The following is a 24,855-nucleotide window of genomic DNA, read 5'->3' on the forward strand; positions in this document are numbered from 1 at the left end:
CGATTAGTTCGTACCGACGAGTTCTTTCGGGTGTACCGTAGCAACGTGGGTGCCGGCGGTAATCGGGCCGGGAGCGGCGTCCGTATCCACCCGCCCACGCTTCCGGTGGTTCGAAATTACTATCGGGGTGGTCGGGTCGAGGTCGGAGGCGCGGATGACGTCAATATCAAACTCCACCAGCACGTCGCCTTCCTTGACCACGTCGCCCTTCTTCACCTTCATGTCAAAGCCCTTGCCCTCCAGCTTCACGGTATCAAAACCGATGTGCATCAGGACCTCTACACCATCATCGGTGGAGATGGCCACCGCATGGCCTGTGGGGAATGCCACCTTCACTTTGCCCGATGCGGGGGCACGCAGCACCCCCTCGGAGGGGATCACGGCAAACCCGGGCCCGAGCTTGCCTTCGGCGAACATAGGATCGGAAACGGAGGCCAGCGGCACCAGCTCACCGGTGAGCGGGCTGGACAGCTTGGCGGGGTCCTGGTGCTCCGGCTCGGCGGTCAGCGGTTCCGGCTTGAGCGCCTCCGGCACCACCGGCTGCTTGCGGCGCAGGTACAGAGCGTACGCGTAGGAGGCTCCGAAGGAGAGGACGAAGGACGTGGCCACACACACCAGGAACAGCGGGATATCGCTAGCCTTGATGGACACGAATCCGATGAAACCTGCTGCACCGAGCGCCACCGCCTTGACCTTGAACAGCGCGATCATGGCACCCGTGATCGCGCCGACGCCCATGGCGATATAGAACGGCCAGCGCAGACGCAGGTTCACACCGAAGATGGCGGGTTCGGTGATGCCGAAGCAGGCGGACAGGCCGGAAGCTGTAGCCAGGCCGCGGAGTTTCTCGTCGCGGGTGGTCATGCCCACCGCGAGCGTGGCGGCACCTTGTGCAACGTTGGCCACGGAGGCGGTTGCGAAGATAAAGGAACCACCGACGGCGAAGAGCTGCAGCTCGATCGGGGGGAAGGATTGGTGCAGGCCGGTGATCACGATCATGGAGTACACCAGGCCGAACAGGAAGCCGCCGATTGGGCCAGCGAAGTCATAGAGCCCCTGCAGGCCGTAGGCGATGGTGTCGCCCAACCAGCGCATGGCGGGGCCCACCGCGATGAAGGTGGCAAAACCGGTGATCAGCAGTGTGAGCACGGGGGTGACCAGGAAGTCCACGGTGCCGGAGAGCCGCTTGTGCAGGAATTTTTCCACCTGCGCCAGGATCCACGCCACCAAGAGCACCGGCAGTACCGTGCCCTGATAACCGGCCTGTGCTACATCGAGGCCGAAGAGGTTCCAGTATTCCATCTTGCCTTCGGCGATGGTTTCGGCCACTTCGTAGCCGTTGACCAGGCTGGGGAACACCATTGCCATGGCGATACCGGCGCCGAGGTATTCGTTGCCGCCGAAGCGCTTGGTGGCGGTGAAGCCGACCAGCACCGGCAGGAAGGCGAATGGTGCAGAGGCCAGCAGGTTGATCATGGCTGCGAAGTCCGTGATCGCCGGGAATTGCGTAATCAGCGCGTCCGGCCCGAAGAGGTTTTCGGCCGTGAGGATGTTGTTCAGCGCCATCAACAGACCGCCGCCCACCAGGATGGGGATCAGCGGTACGAAAATATCGGCCAATACCTTGATGGCGCGGCTGACGGGGTTGCCGGTTTGCGCGGCTACGTCTTTGAGTTCTTCGGTGCTGACGGTCTTGTTTCCGGTGAGTTTGATGAACTCGTCATACACCAGGTCAACATCGCCGGGGCCGACGATGATTTGATACATCCCGCCCGCAGAGAAGGTGCCTTTAAGGTCAGGGTCGTCATCCAGCGCAGCTTGATCGATTAACGCCTCGTCGTCGATGACGAGCCGCATGCGTGTAGCGCAGTGGGCCGCTGCCTTAATGTTTGATTCGCCGCCGAGTGCCTGAAGCATCCTATGGGCGACGTCCGCGTGGTTCACTACGTCCTCCAATGTTGGTTTATGTTTGCTAAACCAACATTATCGGACGTGGCATAGATCAGCATAGGGGCAATTATGTGACATCTATCACGGAAATATGGCTGAAAGGATGCTTCGCAAATGCCCGAGCGGACATAGTGATCATACCTTTGTTGAAGAAAGCTTCCACGCAGGATCCGTCGACCACAATGATGGCGTCTATCAGCTCGCTATCAGCCTCCAGCGGCGCCCGCCGAACGTCCCCGCCTTCGTGATATTCCTGTGCGCTTCGATTCAGCTCCACCCAATCATCGCCTAAGGTAAAGCGCATTATCTCCACCCCGACGGCGTCGATAAGCTGCAACGTTGAGCCGCGCTTCACCTGTAGCCCGCTTATCGACGCCCGCGGCTGCTGCAGCACCACGCCATCGACAAGGCGCAAGCGGCGAACCATGGTCAACGCGTGCACCCAATGATCCGCCTTCGTCGGCTGATCGTCCTGATCCGGCAATCCCATCCAGCCCATCAGCCACGGCTCGGGGGCGTTGTGCACCACCTGCGGGGCGTAGAACTCCGTGCCATAATCCAACTCCGTAAAACCGCGCTCTACCTGGAACTTTGTCCCTTTAAGCTGGCCCACGATGTACCCGCATTGGTGATTGTTTGCGTAATGGTGGCCCACCTGCTCCAGGCCCTGTGGCAATACAATCATCACATCTTTGGCTTTTCCATCAGCCTCGTCTTCCATGCGAATCAAATTTGGGCATTCCCACATATACCCGCCAGGAATCAAATCGGGGGCCACACCCGGGTGTGCCGCAGTGCAATCGAACTCTATTTCGCCTGCAAAATCCCATGTGCGGCGGTCCGGGGAGGTATACAGCACCACCGCGCCCGTCTCATCCTCGCGCTGCGCGCCGAGCAACATCAACCATTGGCCGTCCCGGAACAGGATCTGCGGATCTCGGTAGTGGGCCGTGTATCCCGGGGCCGGCCCGTCGATCAATGGGTTCTCCGCGGCGCGGATATGCGCCCCGCCGTGGGGTGCGTGACGCTGCGACACGCGCACCAAGTTTTGGGTGGCTCGGCGCGTATTATTCGGCTTTGCGTTCCCTGTATAAAACAATTCGAGTTCCCCATCCACCAAGACCGCGCTGCCGGAGTAACAACCGTGAGTATCGTAATCCACGGCGGGGTACAGGGCGTCGGGAAGATGCTCCCAGCGCTCCGGTGCACCATCGTCGGTGATGCAGGCCTTTGCGTGCCCCCAACCAGTGCGTTTGCCGGAAATCGGCCACTGCGGATCGTGCTGGAAATAGGCGTGCAATTCCCCGTTTTCAAAATACAAACCGTTCGGATCATTCAACCGACCAATCGGCGGGGTGAGGTGAAATTGGGGGCGATGGTGCTCCGGCATGTGCGATACTCCTTACGAATGCGAGGACGTTTTACTGCCTAAACTACCCCTTTTTGATCACCATTTGCGGCCGGTGCGGCCCTCCCGCATTTCACCCCCGCCCTTCGGTACAGTGGTGCCAGAAACAACGGCATATAACTGAAAGTTTGGAAGGTTAGGTGTTGGCAATCATGGCCGCTACCTGGGTAAACCCATACCTCTGTTTCCGCGATTCCACCCGCGAAGTGATGAGCTTCTATCACAGCATCTTCGGCGGTGAACTCGATATGACCACCTTTGGGGAATTCGGTGCCGCGGAATCCCCAGAGCAGGAAAACCTGATCATGCATTCGCATCTGGAAACCGCCGACGGCTGGACCTTTATGGCCTCCGACGCCGGCAACGATTTCCACCCGGAAACCAGCATCGACCTCGCCATCGGCGCGGCCGCCAGCGAGCTAGGCCGCGTCACCGGCTGGTTCGATGCACTCGCCGTGGGCGGTGCCGTGATCATGCCGCTCACCACCGCGCCCTGGGGCGACACCTTCGGCCGCGTCCAAGATCGCTTCGGCGTCCGCTGGATGTTCAATATCGCCGGCGAATAGCTCTGCGTGTGCGGTGCGTGCGTGCCCGCACGCCGGAACCATCGGCCATTTCAGATCTGCCTCAGGCACATCTAACGCGGCGGTCTTGCGCTCCTGCGGAAACACCGCCCCGCGGCGGTCGGCGTGTCGAATCTGCCTGAGCGCGGAAACCCATTGGCTGATTTCGGCCCCCAAGCCACTTCACCACCGATAGGTTGCGCGGAACCACCCCGGCGGCGTTAGGTTATGCGCCGCCGCCTAGGTCGCCGATGGGTTGTGCGCAACCGCCGACCTGGGCTCGTCTTTCTATTCTTCATTCGGGGGTCTTACGAAGAAATTCCGGACGAATCTCGCCCAAAAACGCTGTGTAGAATCTCGCGACCTTGGTAACACTCTGTGCCATCACCTTGGTAACAATCAGTATCATCACCTTGGTGACAACCAGTAGCATTACCTTGGTAACGCGCGAGCGGGTAGTTAATCCTCTAGTTCAGCAGCGGCGGTGGGGTGTTGTTGTAGCCATTGCTGCTGTCGTTTGAGAAACCACGGCGGGGCCTCGTGGAGGTACGCGCCGATGATTTTCCAAAGGGGTACGGTGGCGCCGATCGGTTCGCCGAGCACGTTTAGTGGCAGTGGGATTCGCAGGACCATGACGCCGTCGACGGAATCGAATAGCGCGTATTCATCGTCGGTGTGAACGACGTAGTAGTGCTTATCGGTAAGCCGTTTGGGGATATTGATGTAGTACCCCGCGAGCGCGAAACGTGGTCTGGACGAGGGTTTGATGTACAGCATTGCTGGATCCTGGTCGAGGCCATCTGCAGCGCTGGGGGACTCGCTCGAACGGGCCTGCCGGTATTTTTCAATCTCTGCAGTCAATTGCTCCTGGGTGATGGGCTCGCCGCTACTAGGGCGGTGTTCGATGCTGTCCCAGGCCTGTTTCGGGGTCATACCCCCGAGTGCTTGATGCCTCCGCTTGTTGTTGTAGTACTCCCGGTATTCACTGAGCAATTCCTTCAATTTGGCCTCAGTACTGGGCTTGTGCGCATCAAGGAACTTCACCAAGGTTTGATGGGAGCGTTCGTTTTTGCCTTGGGTTTGGGGATGATCCGCCCGGCCAGTAATGGCCTCACAACCCTTGACGGCAAGAAACCGATGCAGCGCAGTGATCCGGCCCCGGCGAATCTGATTAAACGCGCCACCATTATCGCTCAGCAATTGGCGCGGTACCCCATAGACACGGATCGCGTTAACTACACAGTTCAACGCATCTGCCCCATTTTCCGGCTTGGTGCCATACGTAGTACCCACATCAAATCGGGTTGCATCATCGATGAGCTGGTAAATCGTGATCACAGTGCCCGCCGGAGTAGCGAGCCGATAGGAAAACGCATCCAGCTGCCACAACTCCATGGCACAGGATCGCTCGAAGCGCACTATCGATGAGCGAGGCCGCTTCCGGGGATTCTTCGCGACCACACCCGCAGCAGCCAGAATCCGAGCAATCGTCGACACCGAAGGAATCGGCTGCACCACATTCGGCTGATCAATCAACGCATACCAAATGGATCGCGGCCCATTATCCCAACCAAATTGGCCAAGCCGCTCCCGCATCGCAAGCACCATCGACACCGTAGCCTCATCATAGGTAGTCGCAGGCTTATGCGGCGCACTCGACCGCGGATGCAGCGCCCCAAATCCTTCCTGCTCAAAACGCTTTTTGATCGCATAATACGTTTTCCGGCTAATGCCATGAACCGCACAAAACTCCGTAATACTCATGCCGTTCGCGGCACACGGATCAAATTCAACAATTAAACGCCGCACATTCGGCGAAAGAGGACGAACCATGCACCTAATTGAAAACGAACACCACCAAAATCGTTTCCACGGTCATGAGACTCGTTGCATCCAAGGCCATGAGACAGACTGTTACCAAGGACATGAGACAGGTTGTCACCAAGGTGATGAAACAGGTTGTTACCAAGGTCCTGAGAGATGACAGCCCAAAAACGCTGCAAATCGTCTTTTTATTCTTCGTTGAGCACCCCAAAGAAGAAATTCAGGACGATCGCAGGTCAACGGTTGCACACAACCTATCAGGGCAAGCAAGGGCCGGCGAAGCTTCCCAGACGATCAGGGTCGAATTATCCCGAACCATCGGCCCCACCACATCTGCCTCAGGCAGATCTGACAGGGCAGGTTCGGCGTCCTGCGGAAACACCGCCGCGCGGCGGTCGGCGTGTCGAATCTGCCTGAGCGCGGAAAATCATTGGCCGATTTCGGCCCCAAGCCACTTCACCACCGATAGGTTGCGCGCAACCACCCCAGCGGCGTCAGGTTATGCGCCGCCGCCTAGGTTGCCGATGGGTTGCGCGCAACCCTTGACCTGGGCTCGTCTTTCTATTCTTCATTGAGCACTTCAACGAAGAAATTCCGGACGAATCTCGCCCAAAAACAGCCCAAAAACGCTGCAAATCGTCTTTTTATTCTTCGTTGAGCACCCCAATGAAGAAATTCAGGACGATCGCAGGTCAACGGCTGCACACAACCTATCGGCAGGCAGGACCCAGCGGAGCCTCCCAGACGATGAGGGTCGAATTTTCGCGAACCATCGGCCCCGCCACATCTGCCTCAGGCAGATCTGACACGGCGAGTTCGGCGTCCTGCGGAAACACCACCAACCGGCGGCTGGCATGTCGAATCTGCCTGAGCAAGGGTTCGCCAGCCGGCGGCCGCAGGATGTTTAATGCCGCCGGCGAATAGCCCCCGCGCGCACGCCGCCTCGCCTGGCAGCCGCTTGCGGGAAGGTTATTCGTAGCGCAGCGCCTCGATCGGGTCGAGCTTGGCGGCCTTGTTGGCGGGGTGGTAGCCGAAGAACAGGCCGATGGCGAGCGAGAAGATCAGCGAGACTAGGATCCCGTTGATCGGCGGGTAGACCAGGCTCTTCATCATGATGGAGCCGAGCACGCCGAATACTGTGCCGAGGATCACGCCGATAATGCCGCCGATTAGGCCAACGATCATGGATTCCACGACGAATTGCATGCGGATATCGCGCCGCGTGGCCCCGAGCGCCTTGCGGATGCCGATCTCGCGCGTGCGTTCGGTGACGGTGACCAGCATGATGTTCATCACGCCGATGCCGCCGACAAACAATGAGATTCCGCCGATGGCGGACACCACAAGGCTGATGGTATCCAACAGGCTATTAAGCTCGCCGAGTTGTTTACTAAAGTCCGTGACTTTCGCGGTGTAGTCGGGGTTATCGGCGTATTCGCCGTCGAAATATTTTTGCAGGTTATCCTTGAATTGGTCGCTGTTTATGGATTCGTCTGGGCGGACGCTGATGCCATCCCAGGCGTCGCTGGCTTCATCGTCGATGCGTTGTTCGCTTGGCCATGGGACGTAGAAATACGAGGTGGTATCCGCCCCGATAAGCATGCCTTGAGCTGCGCTTTCGTAAACCCCGACCACGGTAAAGGAGGCGGTATTGCCATTGCCTGCGGAGAAATCCACCTCCGCGCCGAGCGCTTCATTGGTGTTTCCATCGAAAAGCGCATCGAGCGTTTCCGGGGAGATAATGGCAATTTGCCGGTCGCCGGAAATATCTTCTTCGGTAAAGGCCCGCCCAGCCTTCAGTTTCACGCCTTTCATATCAAGGAAGTCTTCATTAATGGCGGAAAGCGACGTGGTGGATTTTTCGCCGCCCAAGGTGGCATTGCCACGATGGGAGGAATAGTCACCGATGGAAACCCCAACAATTTGGTCGCCGAAACGCCCGCGCAGGTCTTCGATCATATCGGCGGTGATTTTACTGTCCTCGTCGATGGTTTCTACGGGCCCATAGGGGTTTTCTTCGGCGTCGGTGGCGCGCGATTGGATTTGCACCGTGAAGTCGTTGGCACCCACATTGGCCAGGTCCGCCGCGGTTTGCGCCTGCAAGGCGCGCCCCAAGGTCAAAATCGTGATCACGGCGGCGATGCCGATAATCACGCCCAGTAGCGTGAGCAGCGAGCGCATTTTATTGGAGCGCAGCCCGGTGAGCGCCAGGTTGATGCATTCGGCAAGGCTCATTGCTTCACCTCCGCCTCGGCGAGCCGCCCGTCCGTCATGATGACCGTGCGCGAGGTTTCGGCGGCGAGCTCCGGGTTGTGGGTAATAAAGACGATGGTCTTTTTCTGCTCTTGGTTGAGCTTATGGAACATGTCCATGACCAGCCGCCCGGTGTTCGAGTCCAGCGCGCCGGTGGGTTCGTCCGCCAGCAGCAAATCGGGGTCGTTTGCCAGCGCGCGGGCGATGGCGACGCGCTGCTTCTGACCGCCCGAAAGCTCGTTCGGTAGGTGGTTCATGCGGTCGCCCATATCCACCATCTCCAGCAATTCGGCCGCACGTTCGGATCGTTCGCGGGCGCTCAGGCCGGCGTACAGCATGGGGACCTCCACATTGCGCAGCGCGCTGATCCGCCCGATAAGGTTGAAGTTCTGGAAGATAAAGCCGATGTTTTGGCTGCGGTAGTGTGCGAGCTGGTCGTCGTCTGTGTCGAGCATGTCCACGCCGTCGAAAAGGTAGCTGCCTTCCGTGGGGCGGTCGAGCAGCCCAATTATGTTCATGAGCGTGGATTTTCCGGATCCGGACGCGCCGACCACCGCGACGAATTCGCCGGGGTATACCTGGAAATCGCAACCCGGGATGACGGTAAGTTCGGCCTCCGTACCAACATTGAAGCGCTTGACGACGCCGCGAATGTCAATCAACGGCATGCCCAATTCACGTTCCACGGGGTTACTCATCCTTGCTTGGTGGTGGTTTTGGCGGTTTCCTCGAGGGTGACTTGTTGGCCCACCAGTTTGCGGTAATTATCGGGCTGGGTAAGCACCACGTCCTTGACCTTCAGGCTGCCATTATCGATCACAGCTTCGACATCGTTGGAGGTCTTGATCTTGACGCTGCGTTCCTCGACCACGCGCTGTCCATTGCGCTCCGCGGCGACCAGCACCGCCTTTTCGTTCTTGTCGTTGGAGAAGATGGCGTCGCGGGGGACGGTGATCACATTGGGCAGCTCGTCGGTAATGATCTGCACCTTGGCGGAGCCGCCGATCAGCAGGCCCTCGCGGTCGCCGGTGACCTCGATCTGCACGGGGAAGCTCACCTTTTTGCTGGAAGTCGCCCCTTCCGCGCCTTCCTTATCCGCCGCGGAGGCGCCGACGGGGGAGACGCTGGCCACCTGGCCTTGGAATTGCTTCGTGCCGGTGGCCACGGTGGTGAATTTCACCGGGGTGCCCACGCTGATCTTGGGGATGTCCACCTCTTTGACGTCGGCGTCGATAAGCAATTTCGAATCGTCGCCCACGGCGAGCAGGGTGCCGTTCGCGGGCTGGCCTTCCTGGGCGACCACCTTGGTGATCACGCCATTAAAGGGGGCGCGGATCTCGCCGGATGCGATATCGTAGCGCAATTGGTTTTCGCTCAATTCGGTGACCCTGTGGCCGGCCTCGGCGGCGCGCACCGCCTGCTGCACCGCCTGCTCGTAGCTGACCAGCTGGTTGCTCGACGCCAGGCGCGCCGCCTCCAAAGCGGTCTCCGCCTCCTTCTTGCCGGCAAACGCCGTGGACACGCCGCGCTGGGCCGTGGCCAATTCCTGGTCGACCTTGGCCAGATTATCGATATAGGTTTTCTCCGCATTGGTGAGGTTCTGATTCGCGGCGTTGAGCTGGTTCAAAGCGTCCGCGCTATTGAGCGCGCCATTGATCAAGCCGGAACCGACTTGGGTATCCGGGGTGCTGCCGCCATTGCCGGTATCACCCGTGCCCCCGTTGCCAGCTCCGCCATTGCCGGTGTCGCCGGTTTGGGTGGCCGCGCCATTCCCAGTGCCCGCGCCGCCAGTGCCGCCGGTGGTGGTGCTGGGGCTGCCGCCGAGCACCTGTGCGATCCCGACCCCGGAACGCACCGTATTGATGGCGGCGGTAAGCACCTGGGAGCGGGCGTTTTCCACGGCGTTCGCCTGGTCGCGGATCAAGGGGTCCCGCCCGGCGTCCTTATCGGCCTGCTTATTATCAAAGGCCGCCACCGCATCGACGTATTGGTCGTTGGCGGTACGGGCGGCCGCGGCGGCATTGTTTACCTCCGGGTTGAGGCCTCGGTCCAGGGCGTCCTTGTACTGGTTGTATTGCGTTTGCGCCTGCTCCACCTGGGTGAGATTGCCGGCCTCGGTGCTGGCCTGCTCCGCGCGCTGACGCTCCAAGTCGCGCTCCACGGAGGTGACATCGATTTGGGCGATGAGCTGTTCGGCATTGACGCGGTCACCAAGCTTGACATTCATGGCCTTGACCGGGCCCGTGAGGTGCGTGACCAAGGTGGCGGTTTTCCCCGCAGAGACGGCCCCTGTTACCGCCACCTTGTTCGAGTACTTTTCGGAGGATAACACTTTGTAATCGTTGGCGGGAACGATCGCGGTGCCGCTGAATTGGCGCATCAAAAGAAAGGCCAGCGCCACCACCAGCAATAGCGCGAGGGCGATGAAAATAAGGCTACTTCGGCGACTGAAGACCTTCTTCAACCGGTGTCGAGGTTGAGGTGAGGCACCTGCAACATCCGAACTCATAAATAGCCCTCCTCATAGAAACTGGCGAAACATTGAAACTCGATCAAACCTTAGCAAGCCCATATGTTTTATTCAGCCTCGCCGCCGAGCAACAAAGCCGCCTAAATTGGTTACTACGGCAGCCGCACGAGGTGCTGCAACACGAGAGCTCAACTAAAAACCCAGTTTATTTTCCCTCCCCGCTCAGGTAATCAGGGTTTTCCCTGAATTCAACCCTGATCTTGTGCTGAGCACGAAACTAGACAACCCCGATGCAAATCCGATTGCATCGGGGCCGAATAAAACACCTGAATAAAATCCCCGCGAATTACATCAGCGAGCGATAAATATCAACGGTCTGTTGGGCAATGGTTGCCCACGAAAAATCATCAATTGCGCGCTTCCGGCCGGCATCGCCGAATGCCTGAGCGCGCGCCTTATCCGCGGTGAGGGCGTTCACGGCGTCGGCAATTCCGCGTTCGAAGCCCTCCGCGTCGGCCTCATCGTAGTGCACGAGCGTGCCGGTGACGCCATCAACCACGACCTCCGGAATGCCGCCCACGTCCGAAGCCACCACCGCAGTGCCGCACGCCATGGCCTCCAGGTTCACAATGCCCAGCGGCTCATAAATCGACGGGCATGCGAACACATCGGCGGCGCTCAGGATCTCCTGCACCTTCTCCTTGGGCAGCATCTCCTGCACCCAGAACACGCCGGAATGGCTGGCCTGCAGGTCCTCCACAAGCGCCTTCGTTTCCGCGGCGATCTCCGGGGTGTCCGGCGCGCCCGCGCACAGCACCAATTGCACATCGTCATCGAACAACTTTGCGGCCTTCACGAGGTGTCCCACGCCCTTCTGCCGCGTGATGCGCCCCACAAACGCGACGATCGGGCGGGAGGGGTCAACGCCGAGCTCGAGGAGCACGGAGTCCGGCGCGGCGTCGAAAATCGGGCGCGGCTGCCACAGCTGCGTATCAATGCCATTCAACACCACATGCACGCGCTCCGGGGCAACCCTCGGGTACGCCTCCAACACAGCGTCCTTCATGCGTGCCGACACCGCGATCACAGCGTCCGCGTACTCCATAGCGTTGCGCTCGGACCAGCTGGAAACCTCGTAGCCGCCACCCAATTGCTCCCGCTTCCACGGGCGGTGCGGCTCCAACGAATGGGCAGTAACAACGTGGGGAATCTCATACAACTTGCCCGCAAGATGGCCGCCCAAACCCGCATACCACGTGTGCGAATGCACCACATCGACATTGTTCGCGGCGGTGGCCATGCGCAGCCCAGTAGACAACGTCTGGATCGCGCCGTTCGCTTTCTGCAGTTCGGGGTCCACGCCGTGCACATACACATTCGGTTCGTCGCGGGGTCCGCCCATGCAGTGGACGTCAACCTCGACCAGTTGGCGCATATAACGCGTCAACTCAGTCACATGGACGCCCGCCCCGCCGTAGATCTCCGGCGGGTACTCTTTGGTCATCATTCCTACTCGCATAACCCCGAGAGTAGACCCGAACAGCTGGGTTTTGCAGGAAAACTATTTTCGAGACGGTGGCGGGTGTTGGTGGTGGGTGTGCGGGTCGGTGGGGTTCTGATCGGTTGTGGACGGGCACTGGTACGACATGTGCAAGACCAGCCGAAACGCGGGATATGTCACAAGGGCTAAATGCGACCTGCGGTTTTCATCGTTTTCGGGGTTGTTTCACTCACTTTCGCGGCAAGAATATGGCAAAGGTTATAGTTTGGAGGATGTGAGGAGCCAACCACATGTATTAGCAATTGTCCTAGCCGGTGGTGAGGGTAAGCGCCTGTTCCCGCTTACTGCGGACCGCGCAAAGCCCGCCGTACCTTTTGGCGGCACCTACCGGCTCATCGATTTCGTGCTGTCTAACCTGGTGAACGCCGGGTACATGCAAATATGCGTGCTGACGCAGTACAAGTCGCATTCCCTAGACCGCCACATCTCCCAATCGTGGCAACTATCCGGCCTGGCGGGTCAATACATCACGCCGGTACCAGCACAGCAACGCCTGGGTAAGCGCTGGTTCACGGGTTCCGCGGACGCAATTTTGCAGTCGATGAACCTGATTTATGACGAAGACCCCGAGTACGTCATCGTCTTCGGCGCGGACCACGTGTACCGGATGGACCCCAGCCAGATGGTTGAAGAGCACATCGCATCCGGGAAGTCCGTATCCGTTGCCGGTATCCGCGTGCCCCGCGAGGAAGCGAAGGCCTTCGGCTGTATCCAAGCCGACGAGCACGGCAATATTACCGAGTTCCTGGAAAAGCCGGCCGACCCGCCGGGGACGCCGGACGATCCGGACGTCACCTATGCTTCGATGGGTAACTATGTGTTTACCACCAAGGCGTTGATCGAAGCGCTGAAACAGGACGCCGAGCGGGAAGACAGCGACCATGACATGGGCGGGGACATCATCCCGTACTTCGTATCCAAGAACGAAGCCCACGTCTACGATTTCTCCAAGAACAAGGTGCCCGGTGCGACCGAGCGCGATAGGGGCTATTGGCGCGACGTAGGTACCATCGATGCCTTCTACGAGGCACACATGGACCTTATCTCCGTGCACCCCGTGTTCAACCTGTACAACCGGCGGTGGCCGATCCACAACACCGACGATGGCAACCTGCCGCCCGCAAAGTTCGTGCAAGGCGGCATCGCGCAATCCTCGATGGTGGCATCCGGTTCGATCATCTCCGCAGGTACCGTCCGCAACTCCGTGCTTTCCAATAACGTCATCGTTGAGGAAGGCGCCACGGTTGAAGGATCCGTGCTGATGCCGGGCGTTCGGGTAGGCAAGCGCGCCGTTGTGCGCCACGCCATTCTGGATAAGAACGTGGTGGTCAGCGAAGGCGAATTCATTGGCGTTGATAGGGAACGCGATGCATCGCGCTTCCAGATCAGCCCCGGTGGTGTCGTCTGCGTTGGCAAAAACGAAGTCGTGTAACCATCCGTTGTAGGTGACGGGTCCCGTCCTGGGCGGCGGGCTCCGTCACCTTTTTCATGCCCCGGGCGTGCGCGGGGATTACTTGGAGTCTGCGGCCTTGCGGCGTTTGGAAACGATTGTCATTCCGGCGCCGAGGGGGAGGCGGCTGACCACGGCATCGGATAGCTCGTGCAGGAGTTGATCCGTTTCCCGCGCGGCGGACGTGTCGCGGTCGCGGCGAGTTTCGTCGCTGAGGGTGCCGTCGAGCAGGGCGTCGGCAAGCACTACTACGCCGCCCTCTTCGAGGAGGGGCCAGGCAATGGTGAAAAACGTCTTGAGCTCGGTGGGGCGCACCTCGCCGTAGATAAAGTTATAGGAATCGGCGGCGAGGCGGTTCATCACTTCGAGGGGGCGGGAAGGGAGGAAACGCACCGCGCTCGGGCGGTAACCGGCGTGGCGGAAGGTGATACGGGCCTGCGCCTGGAGCTCCGTCTCGGGATCAATGCAGGTCAAGTGGCCATCGGGGCCGAGCCCTTCGAGGATATGCAACCCGACGACCCCTGCCGCGGGGGTGACTACGATGGCGGAGGCGTTGTCGGGGGTGGCGGCACCGGCCGCGAGAGTGCTCAGCAAAGATCCGGTGAGTACATCGGGCACGGTGACACCGAACTCTTTCGCGTCGCGGCGGGCGGCGGCAAGTGCTGGGGGTACTTCGATGGTGGACGTGATGTAGGCGTGGAGGGAATCGAGAGCGGTGTCAGTCACAACGCATATTTTATGTCGTGCGCTTGGGGTCCTGCATCTCTCCTCGCAAGAATGTGGCGCGTGGGGTAGTTGGGGCTGGCGTGACGTTCGTACATTTGTGTCTTTTGTGCGTTACCCAAATGACGCCAATATCTTATGGTGGTCTTAGCTGGTATTTGGCGCTAAACTAAAACAACAATGCAAAATCGAGACATGGTCACGCGCGCTAACGAATCCCTCCCGACAGGCGACTCTGAATCTCTCACAGGGACCGCTGCTTTTGATGCAGGTCAGGGAGGTATGCCAACGTGGTCTGAGCTGGTCCAAGAGCACGCGGATAGCGTGTATCGGCTCGCGTTTCGGTTGACCGGCAACCAGCACGACGCGGAAGACTTGACGCAAGAGACGTTTATGCGCGTGTTCCGTTCGCTAAAGAACTACAAGCCGGGCACCTTCGAGGGGTGGTTGCACCGCATCACTACGAACCTATTTTTGGATATGGTGCGGCACCGCAGCAAGATCCATATGGAGGCGCTGCCGGAGGATTATGACCGCGTGCCCGGCAACGATATGACGCCGGAGCAGGCGTACCATTTCACGCACTTGGATCCCGCGCTGCAGCGGGCGTTGGATGAGCTGAGCCCCGATTTCCGTGTCGCCGTTGTATTGTGTGATGTCGTTGGTATGACCTATGACGAGATCGCGGAGACGCTCGGCGTGAAAATGGGTACCGTGCGTAGCCGCATTCACCGAGGTAGAAGCCAACTTCGCGCCAGCTTGGAATCCAATCCAGATGCTGAGCAATATGTAGCAGCACGGTAGTTCGTTTTGAAGCGTATCCTCGTGGTTAAAGGAGGCGTGAATGATGCGTAAACAACCCAAGCAATTTGCTTCTGTTGAGCACCTGAGCGCCGAGGCGGTCGCCGCGTTTGTAGACCACGAGTTGAGCCCAGGGGCCATGCACCGTGCGCGCATTCACCTGGTGCATTGCGCGGAGTGCCGTGCCGAAGTGGAGCAGCAGCGACGGGCCTCGGAACGGCTGCGCACATGTGCCGATAGTGAGGATATTCGGGCGCCGCGGGATTTAATGGCACGGCTGGCGGATATCGCGGCTTCCTGCCCGCAAGGCCCGGGGGCGGAGGACAAGGTGAGTGCGAGTCCGGAGACATTGATGGATCGCATGGATCTGATGTACCGCGCCGCCGTCCGCCGGAGTTGGTTGCGGTAGGCTGGGGGAGTGTTTAGCAACGTTGGCTGGGGAGAGATTTTTTTCCTCGTTGTTATCGGTTTGATCGTGATCGGTCCGGAGCGGCTGCCGCGCGTGATCCAAGACGTACGGGCGGCGATTTTTGCTGCGCGTAATGCGATCGAGAAGGCGAAGCAGGATTTGAGCAACGAGCTCGGCCCCGAGTTTGATGAGCTGAGCAAGCCGATCGCGGAACTGGCCACATTGCAACGCATGGGGCCGAAGGCTGCGTTGACGAAGACGCTGTTCGATGGGGATTCCAGCATGTTGGAAGCGTTCGATCCGAAGAAATTGGTTGACCCAGAAGATTTGCGTATCGACGGCGCGGCTTCCAAGCCCGCCACGCCCGCCGCCGTCCCGAAGCCCGCCACGCCCGCCGTGAAGCCGGCTGCTTCCCCGCAGGTGGAGGGGCAAAAATCGGATGGGCAGGCCCACGGCGGCGCGATTTCGTGGGCGGATGTGACCTAGCGGTAACCTTTGCGCAGGTCATCCACGATGCGGGGGTGCTCCAAGGTGGAGGGTTCGAGATTTAAGGGGCGGTTGTCTTTGCCGAATACCGTGGCGGCATCGAGCACGTCTTGGTCGAGGTAGCGCAGTTCGGGGGCATCGGCACGCAAGGTGGCCTCGTTGGCGCACAAGACAAAACCCCAGTCACCGAACGTAGGTACGTGCGTGTGGTAGGGGATCGTGTGTTCGCAACCCGCGTCGCGGACCGTGGCGTTAACGCGCCAAAACACCTCCGGGGTGGAGTACGCGCTGGAGGCCTGCACCACCATGCGGCCACCCGGGTTGAGGGTGCGCAAGGCCATGCCATAAAACTCGGTGGAATATAGGCGGGCGAGCGTAGCGGAATCCGGGTCCGGCAGATCGATGATCACCGTGTCATAGCTGGGGTGACCACCGGAGCGCAGCCAGGTAAACGCGTCGTCGATAAGCACGGTAACGCGGGGGTCGTCGAGGGCGCCGAGGTTGTCCGCGCGTAGCTGGTGGCGGGCGACTTCGATCACGGCGGGGTCCAATTCCACCTGCGTAATGGCCAAATCCGGGTAGCGTAGGAGGTCGCGCGCGGCCAAGCCATCGCCGCCGCCAATGATCAGCGCGTTGCGGGCATTTTCGGGCACGGCGGGGTGTACAAGGGACTCCGTGTAGCGGTGCTCGTCGCGGCTGGAATATTGCAGGCCGCCATTGAGAAACAGGCGGCGGTCCGTGCCCCGCTGGGTGACCACGATGTCCTGATACGCGGATTGCTGGGAGAACACCACGGGGTCGGCATACAGCGCCTGGCGGGCGGTTTCCACGATGCCTTCGCTGCGGATCAGGAGCGTAATCAACGCCGTCGCTGCGCACATCAGTGCGGCGGATTGGATCCAGAACGTACGTGCGGACATCAGCGTGCGCAACAACACCAGCGCGATAAACAACGCGGCGGCGATATTGAGCAAGCCTGCGGCGAGCGTGCCCCGCACCAAGCCCAAGGCGGGCAGGAGTAGGAACGGCCAGGCCAGCCCGCCGACCAAGGCCCCGAAATAATCCGCGGCGTTCAGCGTGGCCACCTGCTCGCCGGCGGCGCGGGCATCGGCGGTGCGGCCCTGTTGGATGAGCGTCATCAGCAGCGGGACCTCCGCGCCCACGAGGATGCCGCTCACCGCCGTAGCCATCACTAAAACCGTGACCGATTGGCCAATATTTGCGAAGAAAATATAGAGCAGCAGGGCGGAGGTGCCGCCCGCCAAACCCAGCACCGTTTCCACCGCTAGGAAGGTCTGCGCGGGCCACCGCAGCAAGGGTTGGACGCAAAACGCACCGAACCCCAGTGCGGCCACATAGCCCGCGACGATCAGCGAGGTTTCCACCACCCCGCCGCCGTTTAGGCTCGTGGCCAGGGTAAGCAGCGCGAGTTCGTACACCAGTCCGGAAGCGGCGCAGACTGCCACGGAGATCAGCAGCAGGACGCGCCATCTGCGGGACTCAGCTACGTAAGGCATGCCGCATTAATCGCACCCACGACGATAATGGTGGTGGCCGCCACAAACACGCCTGACCGGGGCTTCGGGTCTGCCACCAGGTCACGGAAGCGGCCGGGGACGAACCATTCCACCAGCACCAGCGCGCCGGTCTGTAGCACAAGGCCGATGCCGGCGAACACCACCACATCCAGTAATCCGAACAACAGATCGGCGGAGGAATGGAGGATGGCGGACACGATAATCAAGCCCAGGGCGATTTGTTGGGCGCCCGCGATCAGGGCGGCGTTGGGCAGGTGCTCGATGAACACCAGATCGCGGAGCCGGCCGGGCGTCATCAGATCCAGCACCACGAAACCGATGACCAAGACAACGACGGACACGCCGAAATAGGCCAGCGTGCCAAGGATTTCATACAGCATAAGTGTTCGACTTTCCTTATTTCACGCCGCCGGAGGATCCGGAAGACCCACCCGACGAGTTTGATGGAGCAGACGGCGAGAACCCAGGGCCTAAGTGCGTGTAAAAGCCGGTGTTGTACCTGCTCAGATCCTCGGTCTGCACCGTGCATTTATTGTTCTGCTTCGGGGTGATGCTGATGATTTGCCTGTCGTAGCGCAGATACACCACACCCGTGGCACTATCGACGGCGCGCGATCGCGGCGTGGAGCGTCCGGTAATGCGCGATTCCGTCACCGTTGGACCGCCTTCGCAGCGTCGATCCTTATCATCAACCAGCGGGCGGCTATCCAAGACACTGCCGGCCACCATAAACATAAAGAGTGATATGAAAAGACTGCAGCCCGAGACGATTGCCCAATTGCGTCGGTTCATGGTTGGTACCTACTTTGCGTTGTCAGCATCGTGTGTTCCATCGGATAGCAGTGCAACGTGCGCCACTCCCACGCGCCGCGCTCCCAGCGGCCGGATACGGCGGTAAAGTGATGCGGGCCGACGCCCGGAAAACGCGCCACCAGCCACGAATCATCGTCCAGCAGGCTGGCGCGGCGCGCGATCTCGGCATCGCTGAGACGCTCAATGCGTTGCGTAAATGAGTATTGTGGGTTAGTTATTTGCGGGGGTAGGGGGCCGAGCACATTGCAGGAAACTTCCTCCCGAAACAACAAGGTGTCGGCATCGTACACACTGGCGACGTGCGAAGCGCCGATAATCCCCAAGCACACCCGCCCGCCGCGGGAGTTTGCGAGCGTATGTTCGGCGAGGACCTCGGGGAGCGGGCCGTCGATAAGCAGCCCCAGCGAGCGTGCGGAAACGTCCACGGGCGCGCAATGCAGCAATACGTTCATTTAATCGCGCGGCGCGGGGTACACCGTCAGTTCGTGCTGGCCAATGGTTTCGCCGGTGGAAACCTCCCAGCCTGCGCCGTCGTAATTCTCCAGCGCGAGCAGCAGCGAACCGGACTCGTAATCCTGGTATTCAACCTTGCCCGAGGGCGCCAGGCCCGTCGTGCCTTCCGAAACATAGTTCGCCGTGCCGGTCTCCGAATGGTCGTACGAAAAACCGTCCGCAGACACCGTGCGGCCGGGGGTCAGGCCATACAGGTCCTTACGGCTGCGCCACCACGTCAGTTCGAGGATGCCTTCATCGACCTCCACGCCCAGCCACTCGCCGCTATCGAACAAATGCGACCACCACACATAGGGGCCTTGGCGGTACGTCACAGAACCGCGCACAACATTATCGACGCCGTTACGCGTCACCACCGCGCCCGGGCCCAGCACCTCCGGGCCGAACTCGCGCGCGCCGGATGTGGAGGCAAACGGATCCTGCCGGTTCGGCATCGCGAACGCGGACTTCGGGGAACTCGGCGCGCGCACCGCCTTAATCGCGGCGTAAATACCGAACACCGCAAAGAAAATCGCGATGGCGCTGAGCAATAGGACAAGGCTGGACACTATGAGCCGCTCCTTGAGATTTCCGGTCAATATGCTGCGTCGAGTGTACCCCAGAAATCAGCGGCTCACGCCGAGGTTTAAGGTTTTGCCCAATAGAGATTGGCTGCGAATCGCAAGTTTATTCGCAATGGAATTCAGCGCTTGGGCGGTCGGCGAATCCGGTTCCGCAAGCACGATCGGCGTGCCATTATCGCCGCCCTCGCGCAGCTTCGGGTCCAATGGTACCTCGCCGAGCAATGGCACGGCGGCGCCGGTAAGGTTGTGCAAACGGTTGGCCACGATATCGCCGCCGCCGGAACCAAACACGTCCATGATCGAACCATCGGGCAGCACCATCGCGGACATATTTTCGATTACCCCGGCGATCCGCTGATGGGTCTGCAGGCTAATGCTCCCGGCGCGTTCCGCAACCTCGGCCGCCGCCGCCTGCGGGGTGGTCACGATCAGCAGCTCTGCGGTGGGCACCAGCTGCGCCACGGAAATGGCGATGTCACCGGTGCCCGGCGGGAGGTCCATAAAGAGCACGTCGAGGTCGCCCCAGAACACCTCGGAGAGAAATTGCTGGATCGCGCGGTGCAGCATCGGGCCGCGCCACACCACCGGGGCGTTGCCTTCCGTAAATTGCGCGATCGAAATCATTTTCACACCGTGGGCGATCGGCGGCATGATCATATCGTCCACGCGCGTGGGCCTAGCATCCGAACCCATCATGTGCGGGATGGAGTGCCCGTAGATGTCCGCGTCGAGGATTCCCACATTGAGGCCCCGCGCGGCCAAGGCTGCGGCAAGATTGACCGTCATCGACGACTTGCCGACGCCGCCCTTACCCGACGCCACCGCGAACACACGTGTGGTTGACTCGGGTTGTGCAAACGGAATAATGGGGTCGGAGTGTCCGCGGAGTTTATCGCGGAGTTCGCGGCGTTGCTCTTCACTCATCACGTCCGTGGTGACCGTCACTTCGCCAACACCTTCGATCTCTTCCAAGGCTGCCTTGGCGTTATTGATCAGGGTGTTTTTGAGTGGACAAGCCGCAATAGTGAGGTAGATTTCAACGGCCACATCATTGCCGGAGATGGAAATGGATTTCACCATTCCCAGTTCGGTGATCGGGCGGCCAATTTCTGGGTCCTCTACGCGGGACAGTGCGCCGCGGACAGCGGATTCAGTGAGAGTAGACATCACCATCCGAGTCTAGCGGTCGTGGGCGATATCCCCTTGCGTGGGCTCCGTAAGCTCGGTCGATTGATCCGATTCGCGGTGCTCCCGGGCGATGCGGGCTGCGGATTCATCGTCCAGCTTCGCCTCGATACGATCCAGCAGCGTGCGCAGATCCTCCAACTCGTGCCGCAAATAATCGCGCGTTACCGTTTCGCCGACGGCGATACGCACGCCGGCCAGCTCGCGGGCAAGGAATTCGGTATCCGCCTTGGTCTGTTCCGCGCGGCGGCGATCCTCGTTGAGCATCACGCGGTCGCGGTCCTCCTGGCGGTTTTGGGCCAGCAGGATCAGCGGCGCGGCATACGCCGCCTGGGTGGAAAACGCCAGGTTAAGCAGGATAAACGGGTAGGGGTCCCAATTCCACCAGAAGCCGCCGATATTCAGCGCCACCCAGATCAGCACAAATACCGTCTGCCAGAACAGGTATTCGCCGGTGCCGAAGAACCGGGCCACCTTTTCCGCGAACGCGCCTACCGCGTCCCCATCAAGGCGGAAGAAACCCCGGCGTGGCCCGATGAGTGGGGTGTCCAAATCACTACGCGAGTATTCAGCCACTGCGAGTCCTCCTTACCTAGTTTCAGCACGCGCACCTGTTGCAACGGTGGGGCGCAATCCAGTTTCGCGCCAGTTTTCCGGGAGCATGTGATCCAAGAGGTCATCCACCGCGACGGCTCCCAGCAAATGATTATCATCGTCCAAGACTGGGCCACAAACCAAGTTGTAGGTGGCAAAGTACCGCGCGGCGGTCTCCTGGCTATCGTTCGCATATAGTGGCGGCAAATCCGGATCCAAGATCCCGCCGATCAGCGAACTCGGCGGCTCTCGCAAGAGTTTTTGAAGGTGCACGCAGCCCAAATACGTCCCCGTCGGCGTGGCCGTGGGCGGGCGAACGATGAACACGAGCGAGGAAAGCGACGTCGGCAATTCCGGGTTACGCGCCATTGCCAACGCCTCCGCCACGGTAGTTTGCGGTGTCAGAATCAATGGCTCCGGGGTCATGAGCGCGCCCACAGTGTCCGGCGAAAACACCATCAGGCGGCGCACAGGGGCGGACTCCTCCGGATCCATCAGCTCCAGCAGCACATCCGCCTTTTCATCGGAGAGCTCGCCGAGCAAGTCGGCGGCATCGTCCGGGTCCATCTCCTCGAGCACATCGGCCGCACGTTCGATGTTCAGGCTTTCGATCACCTCTGTTTGATGGTCCTCGGGGAGCTCCTGCAGGATATCGGCCAGGCGCTCATCGTCCAGCTCCTCGGCCACCTGCCGCCGCTGCGTCGCGGAAAGGTTGTGCATCATGGTGGCGATGTCCGCGGGGCGCATGTCTTCAAATTGCGCGATCAGCTCGGCGGTCGCATTGGTTTGCCCCACGCCCGCCGCCGTAATGCCGTGCACGTGCGACCAGGGGATCACATGCAGGTCCCCGCGCCGCCCGAACGAGTGTTTTTCCCCGAACACCGCTACCCGGGTAATTACCCAGTCCCGGGTGCGCGTACGTTCTAGTTCCACATCGGCGATTTCCACCGCGCGCCCATGCAGGTGCTCCGTGTGCGGATCGTCCGTGTGTACGCGGGAGCCGATCAGGTCGCTCATAATGGTCAGCTCGCCCACGCGGCGCTGGAACGGGCGCATATTCACCTGCCCAGAGGAGAGCGTGATCTCCTGCGGCTCGATCGCGGACACGCGCAGCATGGGCACGAAGATGCGGCGTTTATTTACCATTTCCACCACGAGCCCGATCGCCCGCGAGGGGTGTCCGGACGGACGTACGATAACCACCACGTCGCGCACACGTCCGATTGATTCCGTATCCGGTCCGCGCACCACCATGCCCGCCAGGCGGCCTGCATACACTCGTGTCACTGGGCTCATGATTGTCAAGTCTAACCATGCGCGGACATCGGCCTCGCATTCCGGGAACTAAGTGCAGCTCAGGATCGTTGAATAAAGTGTTCCATCGTTTCACTATGTGAAGGAGACTTGACTGCCATGACTACCCCAGGCAGGGGCGTTCAGCGCTCGTCGCGGCCGCTTCCGGAAGGCTGGCCGGTGGGGAGTTTTGCCACCTACGATGAGGCGCAGGCCGCCGTGGACATGCTCAGCGATACTGGCGATTTTCCCGTTAACGAGCTCACCATCGTTGGCGTGGACCTTATGGAGGTAGAACAAGTAGTCGGACGGTTAAGCTGGGGACGGGTGCTGGTCAATGGCGCCATTTACGGCGCGTGGCTCGGCTTGTTCTTCGGCGTGCTGATCGGCCTGTTTAGCACGGATCTATGGTCGCCGATTTTGTACGGCATCGTGATGGGCATTGTGTTTGGCGTGGTGACGAACGCGGTGCCGTACGCCGCTTCCCGCGGCCGTCGAGACTTCACCACGACTACGCACATTGTTGCGAATCGTTACGACGTGTTGTGTGATCCTCAGCACGCGCGCCGGGCCCGCGACGCCATCGCTAAAGCCAATGGTTTTTTCGGAGCAGCCACCACATAGCCAGCACCGTCGACGCCATGATGCCGAGCACCACGAAATAGCCGTAACGCAGCTGCAATTCGGGCATATATGCGAAGTTCATGCCGTAGATTCCGGCGATCATCGTGGGCACCGCGGCCATGCCGACCAGGGCTGAGATTTTCCGCATGTCGCTGTTTTGCTGCAACGTTATCTTTGCGACGCCCGCGTCGATCAGCGCCGAGAGACGCTCATCGTAGCCGGCAACGCGGTCCGCAGCGATGATTTCATGATCCAGGACATCACGAAAATACGAGCGAATGGCCTTGGGGAGCACGTCCTTGTGGTTTTGGATCAAGGCCTGCAGCGCGCTGGCGAGCGGGTCTATGGAATGCCGCATCTCCAAGATTTCCCGCTTTAGCATGTAAATCTGTTCGATATCGAAGCGGGAGTTGGGGGTGAACACCTCGTTTTCCAGCTCGTCGACATCGCCGCTGATCTCATTGGCGATGCTTAAGTACTCATCCACCAGCATGTCCGCGATCTGCCAGGCCACCGCGCTCGGGCCGAGCGCGCACTGTTCGGGATCCTGTTCGATTCGGCGGCGGAGCCCCGCGATGCGGGTGTGGTGGCCGTGGCGGATCGTAATAATAAAGTCCTTGGCAAAGATCATCTGCACCTCGCCCGTGGAGATAATCTCTTTCGCATCGGATACGTGCTCGTGTTCCTGGTACCGTACGGAGCGCACGACGAAGAACACCTGGTCGTCGTAACGCTCAACCTTGGGACGCTGATGGGCGGCGACCGCGTCCTCCACAATTAACTCGTGCAAGCCGAAGGCCTCGGCGACTTCCTGCATGTGCTGCTCGGTGGGCTGCAACATGCCCAACCACACAAACCCCTCGCCGCGGCGGCGCACCTCCGCCAACGCATCCGCATAGCTGGCAAACTCCTCCGTGAGGCGATGGCCACGCACATACACCCGGCATCGTTCGACAGTTTGTTCGTTGGGTGCGGGCGGGTGAGTGCCATTGCGAACACCGCGTCGAGGAGACACCATACGTGCAAAACCTTTCCCTAAGGGGGATCAAACCAGATACAGTGTACGTGCCCCGCGTAAAGTGGAATGTGCTATCCGCCTTCAGACTTCACCGGGGTTCTTACATGCACAGTCGTTCTGTTCCGGCCACCGTGGCCATCATCGGACTCAGCCTGGGTATCACCGCCTGCGCAAAAGAACCACAACACGCGCAACGCGAAACCGACTACAAGCCCATCGAAATAGCCGTAGTGGATCACTCCTCAGAACAAATCATCCTCGGGGAACTCTATCAACGCGCCTTCAAACGCGAAAACCGCAACGTACTGCTGCGGCTGGCGGCCAGCGACAGCGACGTGACCAAAATCGACCGCGTGCGCAGCCAAACCGCGGACCTAGTAATCGGCTGCACCGGCGAATTCCTCAACGAACTCAACCCGAAACTGGCGGAAGAACTCTCGAAGGAATACCAGCAGGACATGGCCGACGGGAAGGTCGACGCCAATAACGGCGAATGGCGCGACAAAGTGTATCAAGCCATGATGGGATCGCTGCCCGGGACGCTGACCGCCTCCGACCCATCGAATGCCACCGGATGCACGGATGGCGAAGGGCCCGAACTGCCGCAAAACGTGGTGCCGGTGTTCCGCAAACAAGTGCTGAACCGCAACGACCGGCTGGTGCTCAACTACATCAGCGGCACCATCAGCACTGCGGACGTATCCGAGCTGGTCAAAGAGGCCGAAGAGGAAAACTCCGTGTCCGTCGTGGTGGATGCGTACCTAGACCAAGCGGGGCTTTAGGGGGTTGGTGGGGCTTTAGGGTTCGGCGCGGCGG

Annotated in this window: 24 protein-coding genes; 7 read left to right on the forward strand and 17 right to left on the reverse strand. The window is 60.2% G+C overall.

Annotated features, from left to right (window positions below; translation table 11 throughout):
* Positions 1 to 3 precede the first annotated feature (3 nt).
* Complete coding sequence (locus tag CCANI_RS05070; protein ID WP_146324529.1) at positions 4 to 1,944, reverse strand: sucrose-specific PTS transporter subunit IIBC; 1,941 nt, start codon at positions 1,942 to 1,944, stop codon at positions 4 to 6.
* 73 nt (positions 1,945 to 2,017) lie between these two features.
* Positions 2,018 to 3,340 (reverse strand): glycoside hydrolase family 32 protein, encoded by a 1,323-nt coding sequence (locus tag CCANI_RS05075; protein WP_146324530.1) that lies wholly within the window; start codon positions 3,338 to 3,340, stop codon positions 2,018 to 2,020.
* A gap of 170 nt (positions 3,341 to 3,510) precedes the next feature.
* Here CCANI_RS05075 and CCANI_RS05080 point away from each other — a divergent pair, with 170 nt between their 5' ends.
* Entirely contained in the window at positions 3,511 to 3,924 is a 414-nt protein-coding gene (locus CCANI_RS05080) for a VOC family protein (RefSeq protein WP_146324531.1), read from the forward strand.
* A 456-nt stretch (positions 3,925 to 4,380) separates the two neighbouring features.
* Here the strand turns inward: CCANI_RS05080 and CCANI_RS05085 are convergent, their stop codons facing one another.
* The 5 genes from CCANI_RS05085 to glgA form a co-directional block, all read right to left on the reverse strand.
* On the reverse strand, positions 4,381 to 5,754 hold the full coding sequence (locus CCANI_RS05085; protein ID WP_146325786.1) for a helix-turn-helix domain-containing protein: 1,374 nt from the start codon (positions 5,752 to 5,754) through the stop codon (positions 4,381 to 4,383).
* 960 nt (positions 5,755 to 6,714) lie between these two features.
* A complete protein-coding gene (locus CCANI_RS05090) occupies positions 6,715 to 7,980 on the reverse strand; it encodes an ABC transporter permease (protein WP_146325640.1) in 1,266 nt (421 codons plus the stop codon).
* Positions 7,977 to 8,666 (reverse strand): ABC transporter ATP-binding protein, encoded by a 690-nt coding sequence (locus tag CCANI_RS05095; RefSeq protein ID WP_146325641.1) that lies wholly within the window; start codon positions 8,664 to 8,666, stop codon positions 7,977 to 7,979. Before CCANI_RS05095 ends, CCANI_RS05090 begins: the two co-directional genes overlap by 4 nt.
* Positions 8,667 to 8,692: 26 nt before the next feature.
* Positions 8,693 to 10,507, reverse strand: coding sequence for an efflux RND transporter periplasmic adaptor subunit (locus CCANI_RS05100; protein ID WP_146325639.1), 1,815 nt, complete (start codon positions 10,505 to 10,507; stop codon positions 8,693 to 8,695).
* Between the two features lie 307 nt (positions 10,508 to 10,814).
* Entirely contained in the window at positions 10,815 to 11,987 is a 1,173-nt protein-coding gene (glgA, locus tag CCANI_RS05105) for a glycogen synthase (RefSeq protein ID WP_146325638.1), read from the reverse strand.
* 256 nt (positions 11,988 to 12,243) lie between these two features.
* Between glgA and glgC the strand changes: the two genes are divergently transcribed.
* Positions 12,244 to 13,461: a glucose-1-phosphate adenylyltransferase gene (glgC, locus tag CCANI_RS05110; RefSeq protein WP_146325637.1), complete on the forward strand. Its 1,218-nt coding sequence runs from the start codon at positions 12,244 to 12,246 to the stop codon at positions 13,459 to 13,461.
* A gap of 78 nt (positions 13,462 to 13,539) precedes the next feature.
* Here glgC and CCANI_RS05115 read toward each other — a convergent pair whose 3' ends face one another.
* Positions 13,540 to 14,205, reverse strand: a complete 666-nt coding sequence (locus CCANI_RS05115; protein ID WP_146325636.1) for an O-methyltransferase — start codon at positions 14,203 to 14,205, stop codon at positions 13,540 to 13,542.
* 192 nt (positions 14,206 to 14,397) lie between these two features.
* Here CCANI_RS05115 and sigE point away from each other — a divergent pair, with 192 nt between their 5' ends.
* The 3 genes from sigE to tatB are packed head-to-tail and all read left to right on the forward strand — an operon-like array spanning position 14,398 to position 15,898.
* The gene (sigE, locus tag CCANI_RS05120; RefSeq protein WP_246118308.1) at positions 14,398 to 15,006 is read left to right on the forward strand and encodes an RNA polymerase sigma factor SigE; all 609 of its coding nucleotides are present in this window, start codon (positions 14,398 to 14,400) and stop codon (positions 15,004 to 15,006) included.
* A 40-nt stretch (positions 15,007 to 15,046) separates the two neighbouring features.
* Positions 15,047 to 15,412 carry an anti-sigma factor family protein gene (locus CCANI_RS05125; RefSeq protein WP_146325634.1) on the forward strand — a complete coding sequence of 122 codons (366 nt, stop codon included), beginning with the start codon at positions 15,047 to 15,049 and terminating at the stop codon, positions 15,410 to 15,412.
* A gap of 9 nt (positions 15,413 to 15,421) precedes the next feature.
* A complete protein-coding gene (tatB, locus tag CCANI_RS05130) occupies positions 15,422 to 15,898 on the forward strand; it encodes a Sec-independent protein translocase protein TatB (protein WP_146325633.1) in 477 nt (158 codons plus the stop codon).
* Here tatB and CCANI_RS05135 read toward each other — a convergent pair.
* From CCANI_RS05135 to CCANI_RS05170, 8 genes are read right to left on the reverse strand one after another with little or no spacing between them, the layout of a single operon-like run.
* On the reverse strand, positions 15,895 to 17,415 hold the full coding sequence (locus CCANI_RS05135) for a polyamine aminopropyltransferase (protein WP_146325632.1): 1,521 nt from the start codon (positions 17,413 to 17,415) through the stop codon (positions 15,895 to 15,897). The two genes, tatB and CCANI_RS05135, sit on opposite strands and share 4 nt — an antisense overlap.
* Positions 17,403 to 17,816 carry a DUF350 domain-containing protein gene (locus tag CCANI_RS05140; RefSeq protein ID WP_146325631.1) on the reverse strand — a complete coding sequence of 138 codons (414 nt, stop codon included), beginning with the start codon at positions 17,814 to 17,816 and terminating at the stop codon, positions 17,403 to 17,405. Before CCANI_RS05140 ends, CCANI_RS05135 begins: the two co-directional genes overlap by 13 nt.
* Positions 17,817 to 17,832: 16 nt before the next feature.
* Entirely contained in the window at positions 17,833 to 18,228 is a 396-nt protein-coding gene (locus tag CCANI_RS05145; RefSeq protein WP_146325630.1) for a DUF4247 domain-containing protein, read from the reverse strand.
* Complete coding sequence (locus tag CCANI_RS05150; protein ID WP_186750425.1) at positions 18,225 to 18,674, reverse strand: DUF2617 family protein; 450 nt, start codon at positions 18,672 to 18,674, stop codon at positions 18,225 to 18,227. The genes CCANI_RS05145 and CCANI_RS05150 overlap by 4 nt, the downstream gene beginning before the upstream one ends.
* Before the next feature lie 27 nt (positions 18,675 to 18,701).
* Positions 18,702 to 19,310 (reverse strand): DUF4178 domain-containing protein, encoded by a 609-nt coding sequence (locus CCANI_RS05155; RefSeq protein WP_246118307.1) that lies wholly within the window; start codon positions 19,308 to 19,310, stop codon positions 18,702 to 18,704.
* 57 nt (positions 19,311 to 19,367) lie between these two features.
* Entirely contained in the window at positions 19,368 to 20,492 is a 1,125-nt protein-coding gene (locus CCANI_RS05160; protein WP_146325627.1) for an Mrp/NBP35 family ATP-binding protein, read from the reverse strand.
* A gap of 12 nt (positions 20,493 to 20,504) precedes the next feature.
* Positions 20,505 to 21,086: a DUF1003 domain-containing protein gene (locus tag CCANI_RS05165; protein WP_146325626.1), complete on the reverse strand. Its 582-nt coding sequence runs from the start codon at positions 21,084 to 21,086 to the stop codon at positions 20,505 to 20,507.
* Between the two features lie 12 nt (positions 21,087 to 21,098).
* Positions 21,099 to 22,400, reverse strand: coding sequence for a magnesium transporter MgtE N-terminal domain-containing protein (locus CCANI_RS05170; protein ID WP_146325625.1), 1,302 nt, complete (start codon positions 22,398 to 22,400; stop codon positions 21,099 to 21,101).
* A gap of 117 nt (positions 22,401 to 22,517) precedes the next feature.
* Here CCANI_RS05170 and CCANI_RS05175 point away from each other — a divergent pair, with 117 nt between their 5' ends.
* Entirely contained in the window at positions 22,518 to 23,021 is a 504-nt protein-coding gene (locus tag CCANI_RS05175; protein WP_146325624.1) for a YflT domain-containing protein, read from the forward strand.
* Here CCANI_RS05175 and corA read toward each other — a convergent pair.
* On the reverse strand, positions 22,984 to 24,039 hold the full coding sequence (gene corA / locus CCANI_RS05180) for a magnesium/cobalt transporter CorA (protein WP_146325623.1): 1,056 nt from the start codon (positions 24,037 to 24,039) through the stop codon (positions 22,984 to 22,986). The two genes, CCANI_RS05175 and corA, sit on opposite strands and share 38 nt — an antisense overlap.
* Positions 24,040 to 24,143: 104 nt before the next feature.
* On the opposite strand from corA, the gene CCANI_RS05185 reads away from it, so the two are divergent.
* Positions 24,144 to 24,821 (forward strand): hypothetical protein, encoded by a 678-nt coding sequence (locus tag CCANI_RS05185; protein WP_146325622.1) that lies wholly within the window; start codon positions 24,144 to 24,146, stop codon positions 24,819 to 24,821.
* Positions 24,822 to 24,855 lie beyond the last annotated feature (34 nt).

Source organism: Corynebacterium canis (assembly GCF_030408595.1).
Lineage (GTDB): Bacteria > Actinomycetota > Actinomycetes > Mycobacteriales > Mycobacteriaceae > Corynebacterium > Corynebacterium canis.

Excerpts from the sequence above, each read along its gene's own strand:
- CCANI_RS05075 (WP_146324530.1), bottom strand. The coding sequence starts at position 3,340 with ATGCCGGAGCACCATCGCCCCCAATTTCACCTCACCCCGCCGATTGGT.
- CCANI_RS05080 (WP_146324531.1), top strand. The coding sequence starts at position 3,511 with ATGGCCGCTACCTGGGTAAACCCATACCTCTGTTTCCGCGATTCCACC.
- CCANI_RS05085 (WP_146325786.1), bottom strand. The coding sequence starts at position 5,754 with ATGGTTCGTCCTCTTTCGCCGAATGTGCGGCGTTTAATTGTTGAATTT.
- CCANI_RS05090 (WP_146325640.1), bottom strand. The coding sequence starts at position 7,980 with ATGAGCCTTGCCGAATGCATCAACCTGGCGCTCACCGGGCTGCGCTCC.
- CCANI_RS05095 (WP_146325641.1), bottom strand. The coding sequence starts at position 8,666 with ATGCCGTTGATTGACATTCGCGGCGTCGTCAAGCGCTTCAATGTTGGT.
- CCANI_RS05100 (WP_146325639.1), bottom strand. The coding sequence starts at position 10,507 with ATGAGTTCGGATGTTGCAGGTGCCTCACCTCAACCTCGACACCGGTTG.
- glgA (WP_146325638.1), bottom strand. The coding sequence starts at position 11,987 with ATGCGAGTAGGAATGATGACCAAAGAGTACCCGCCGGAGATCTACGGC.
- sigE (WP_246118308.1), top strand. The coding sequence starts at position 14,398 with ATGGTCACGCGCGCTAACGAATCCCTCCCGACAGGCGACTCTGAATCT.
- CCANI_RS05125 (WP_146325634.1), top strand. The coding sequence starts at position 15,047 with ATGATGCGTAAACAACCCAAGCAATTTGCTTCTGTTGAGCACCTGAGC.
- CCANI_RS05135 (WP_146325632.1), bottom strand. The coding sequence starts at position 17,415 with ATGCCTTACGTAGCTGAGTCCCGCAGATGGCGCGTCCTGCTGCTGATC.
- CCANI_RS05140 (WP_146325631.1), bottom strand. The coding sequence starts at position 17,816 with ATGCTGTATGAAATCCTTGGCACGCTGGCCTATTTCGGCGTGTCCGTC.
- CCANI_RS05145 (WP_146325630.1), bottom strand. The coding sequence starts at position 18,228 with ATGAACCGACGCAATTGGGCAATCGTCTCGGGCTGCAGTCTTTTCATA.
- CCANI_RS05160 (WP_146325627.1), bottom strand. The coding sequence starts at position 20,492 with ATGTCTACTCTCACTGAATCCGCTGTCCGCGGCGCACTGTCCCGCGTA.
- CCANI_RS05170 (WP_146325625.1), bottom strand. The coding sequence starts at position 22,400 with ATGAGCCCAGTGACACGAGTGTATGCAGGCCGCCTGGCGGGCATGGTG.
- CCANI_RS05175 (WP_146325624.1), top strand. The coding sequence starts at position 22,518 with ATGACTACCCCAGGCAGGGGCGTTCAGCGCTCGTCGCGGCCGCTTCCG.
- corA (WP_146325623.1), bottom strand. The coding sequence starts at position 24,039 with ATGGTGTCTCCTCGACGCGGTGTTCGCAATGGCACTCACCCGCCCGCA.
- CCANI_RS05185 (WP_146325622.1), top strand. The coding sequence starts at position 24,144 with ATGCACAGTCGTTCTGTTCCGGCCACCGTGGCCATCATCGGACTCAGC.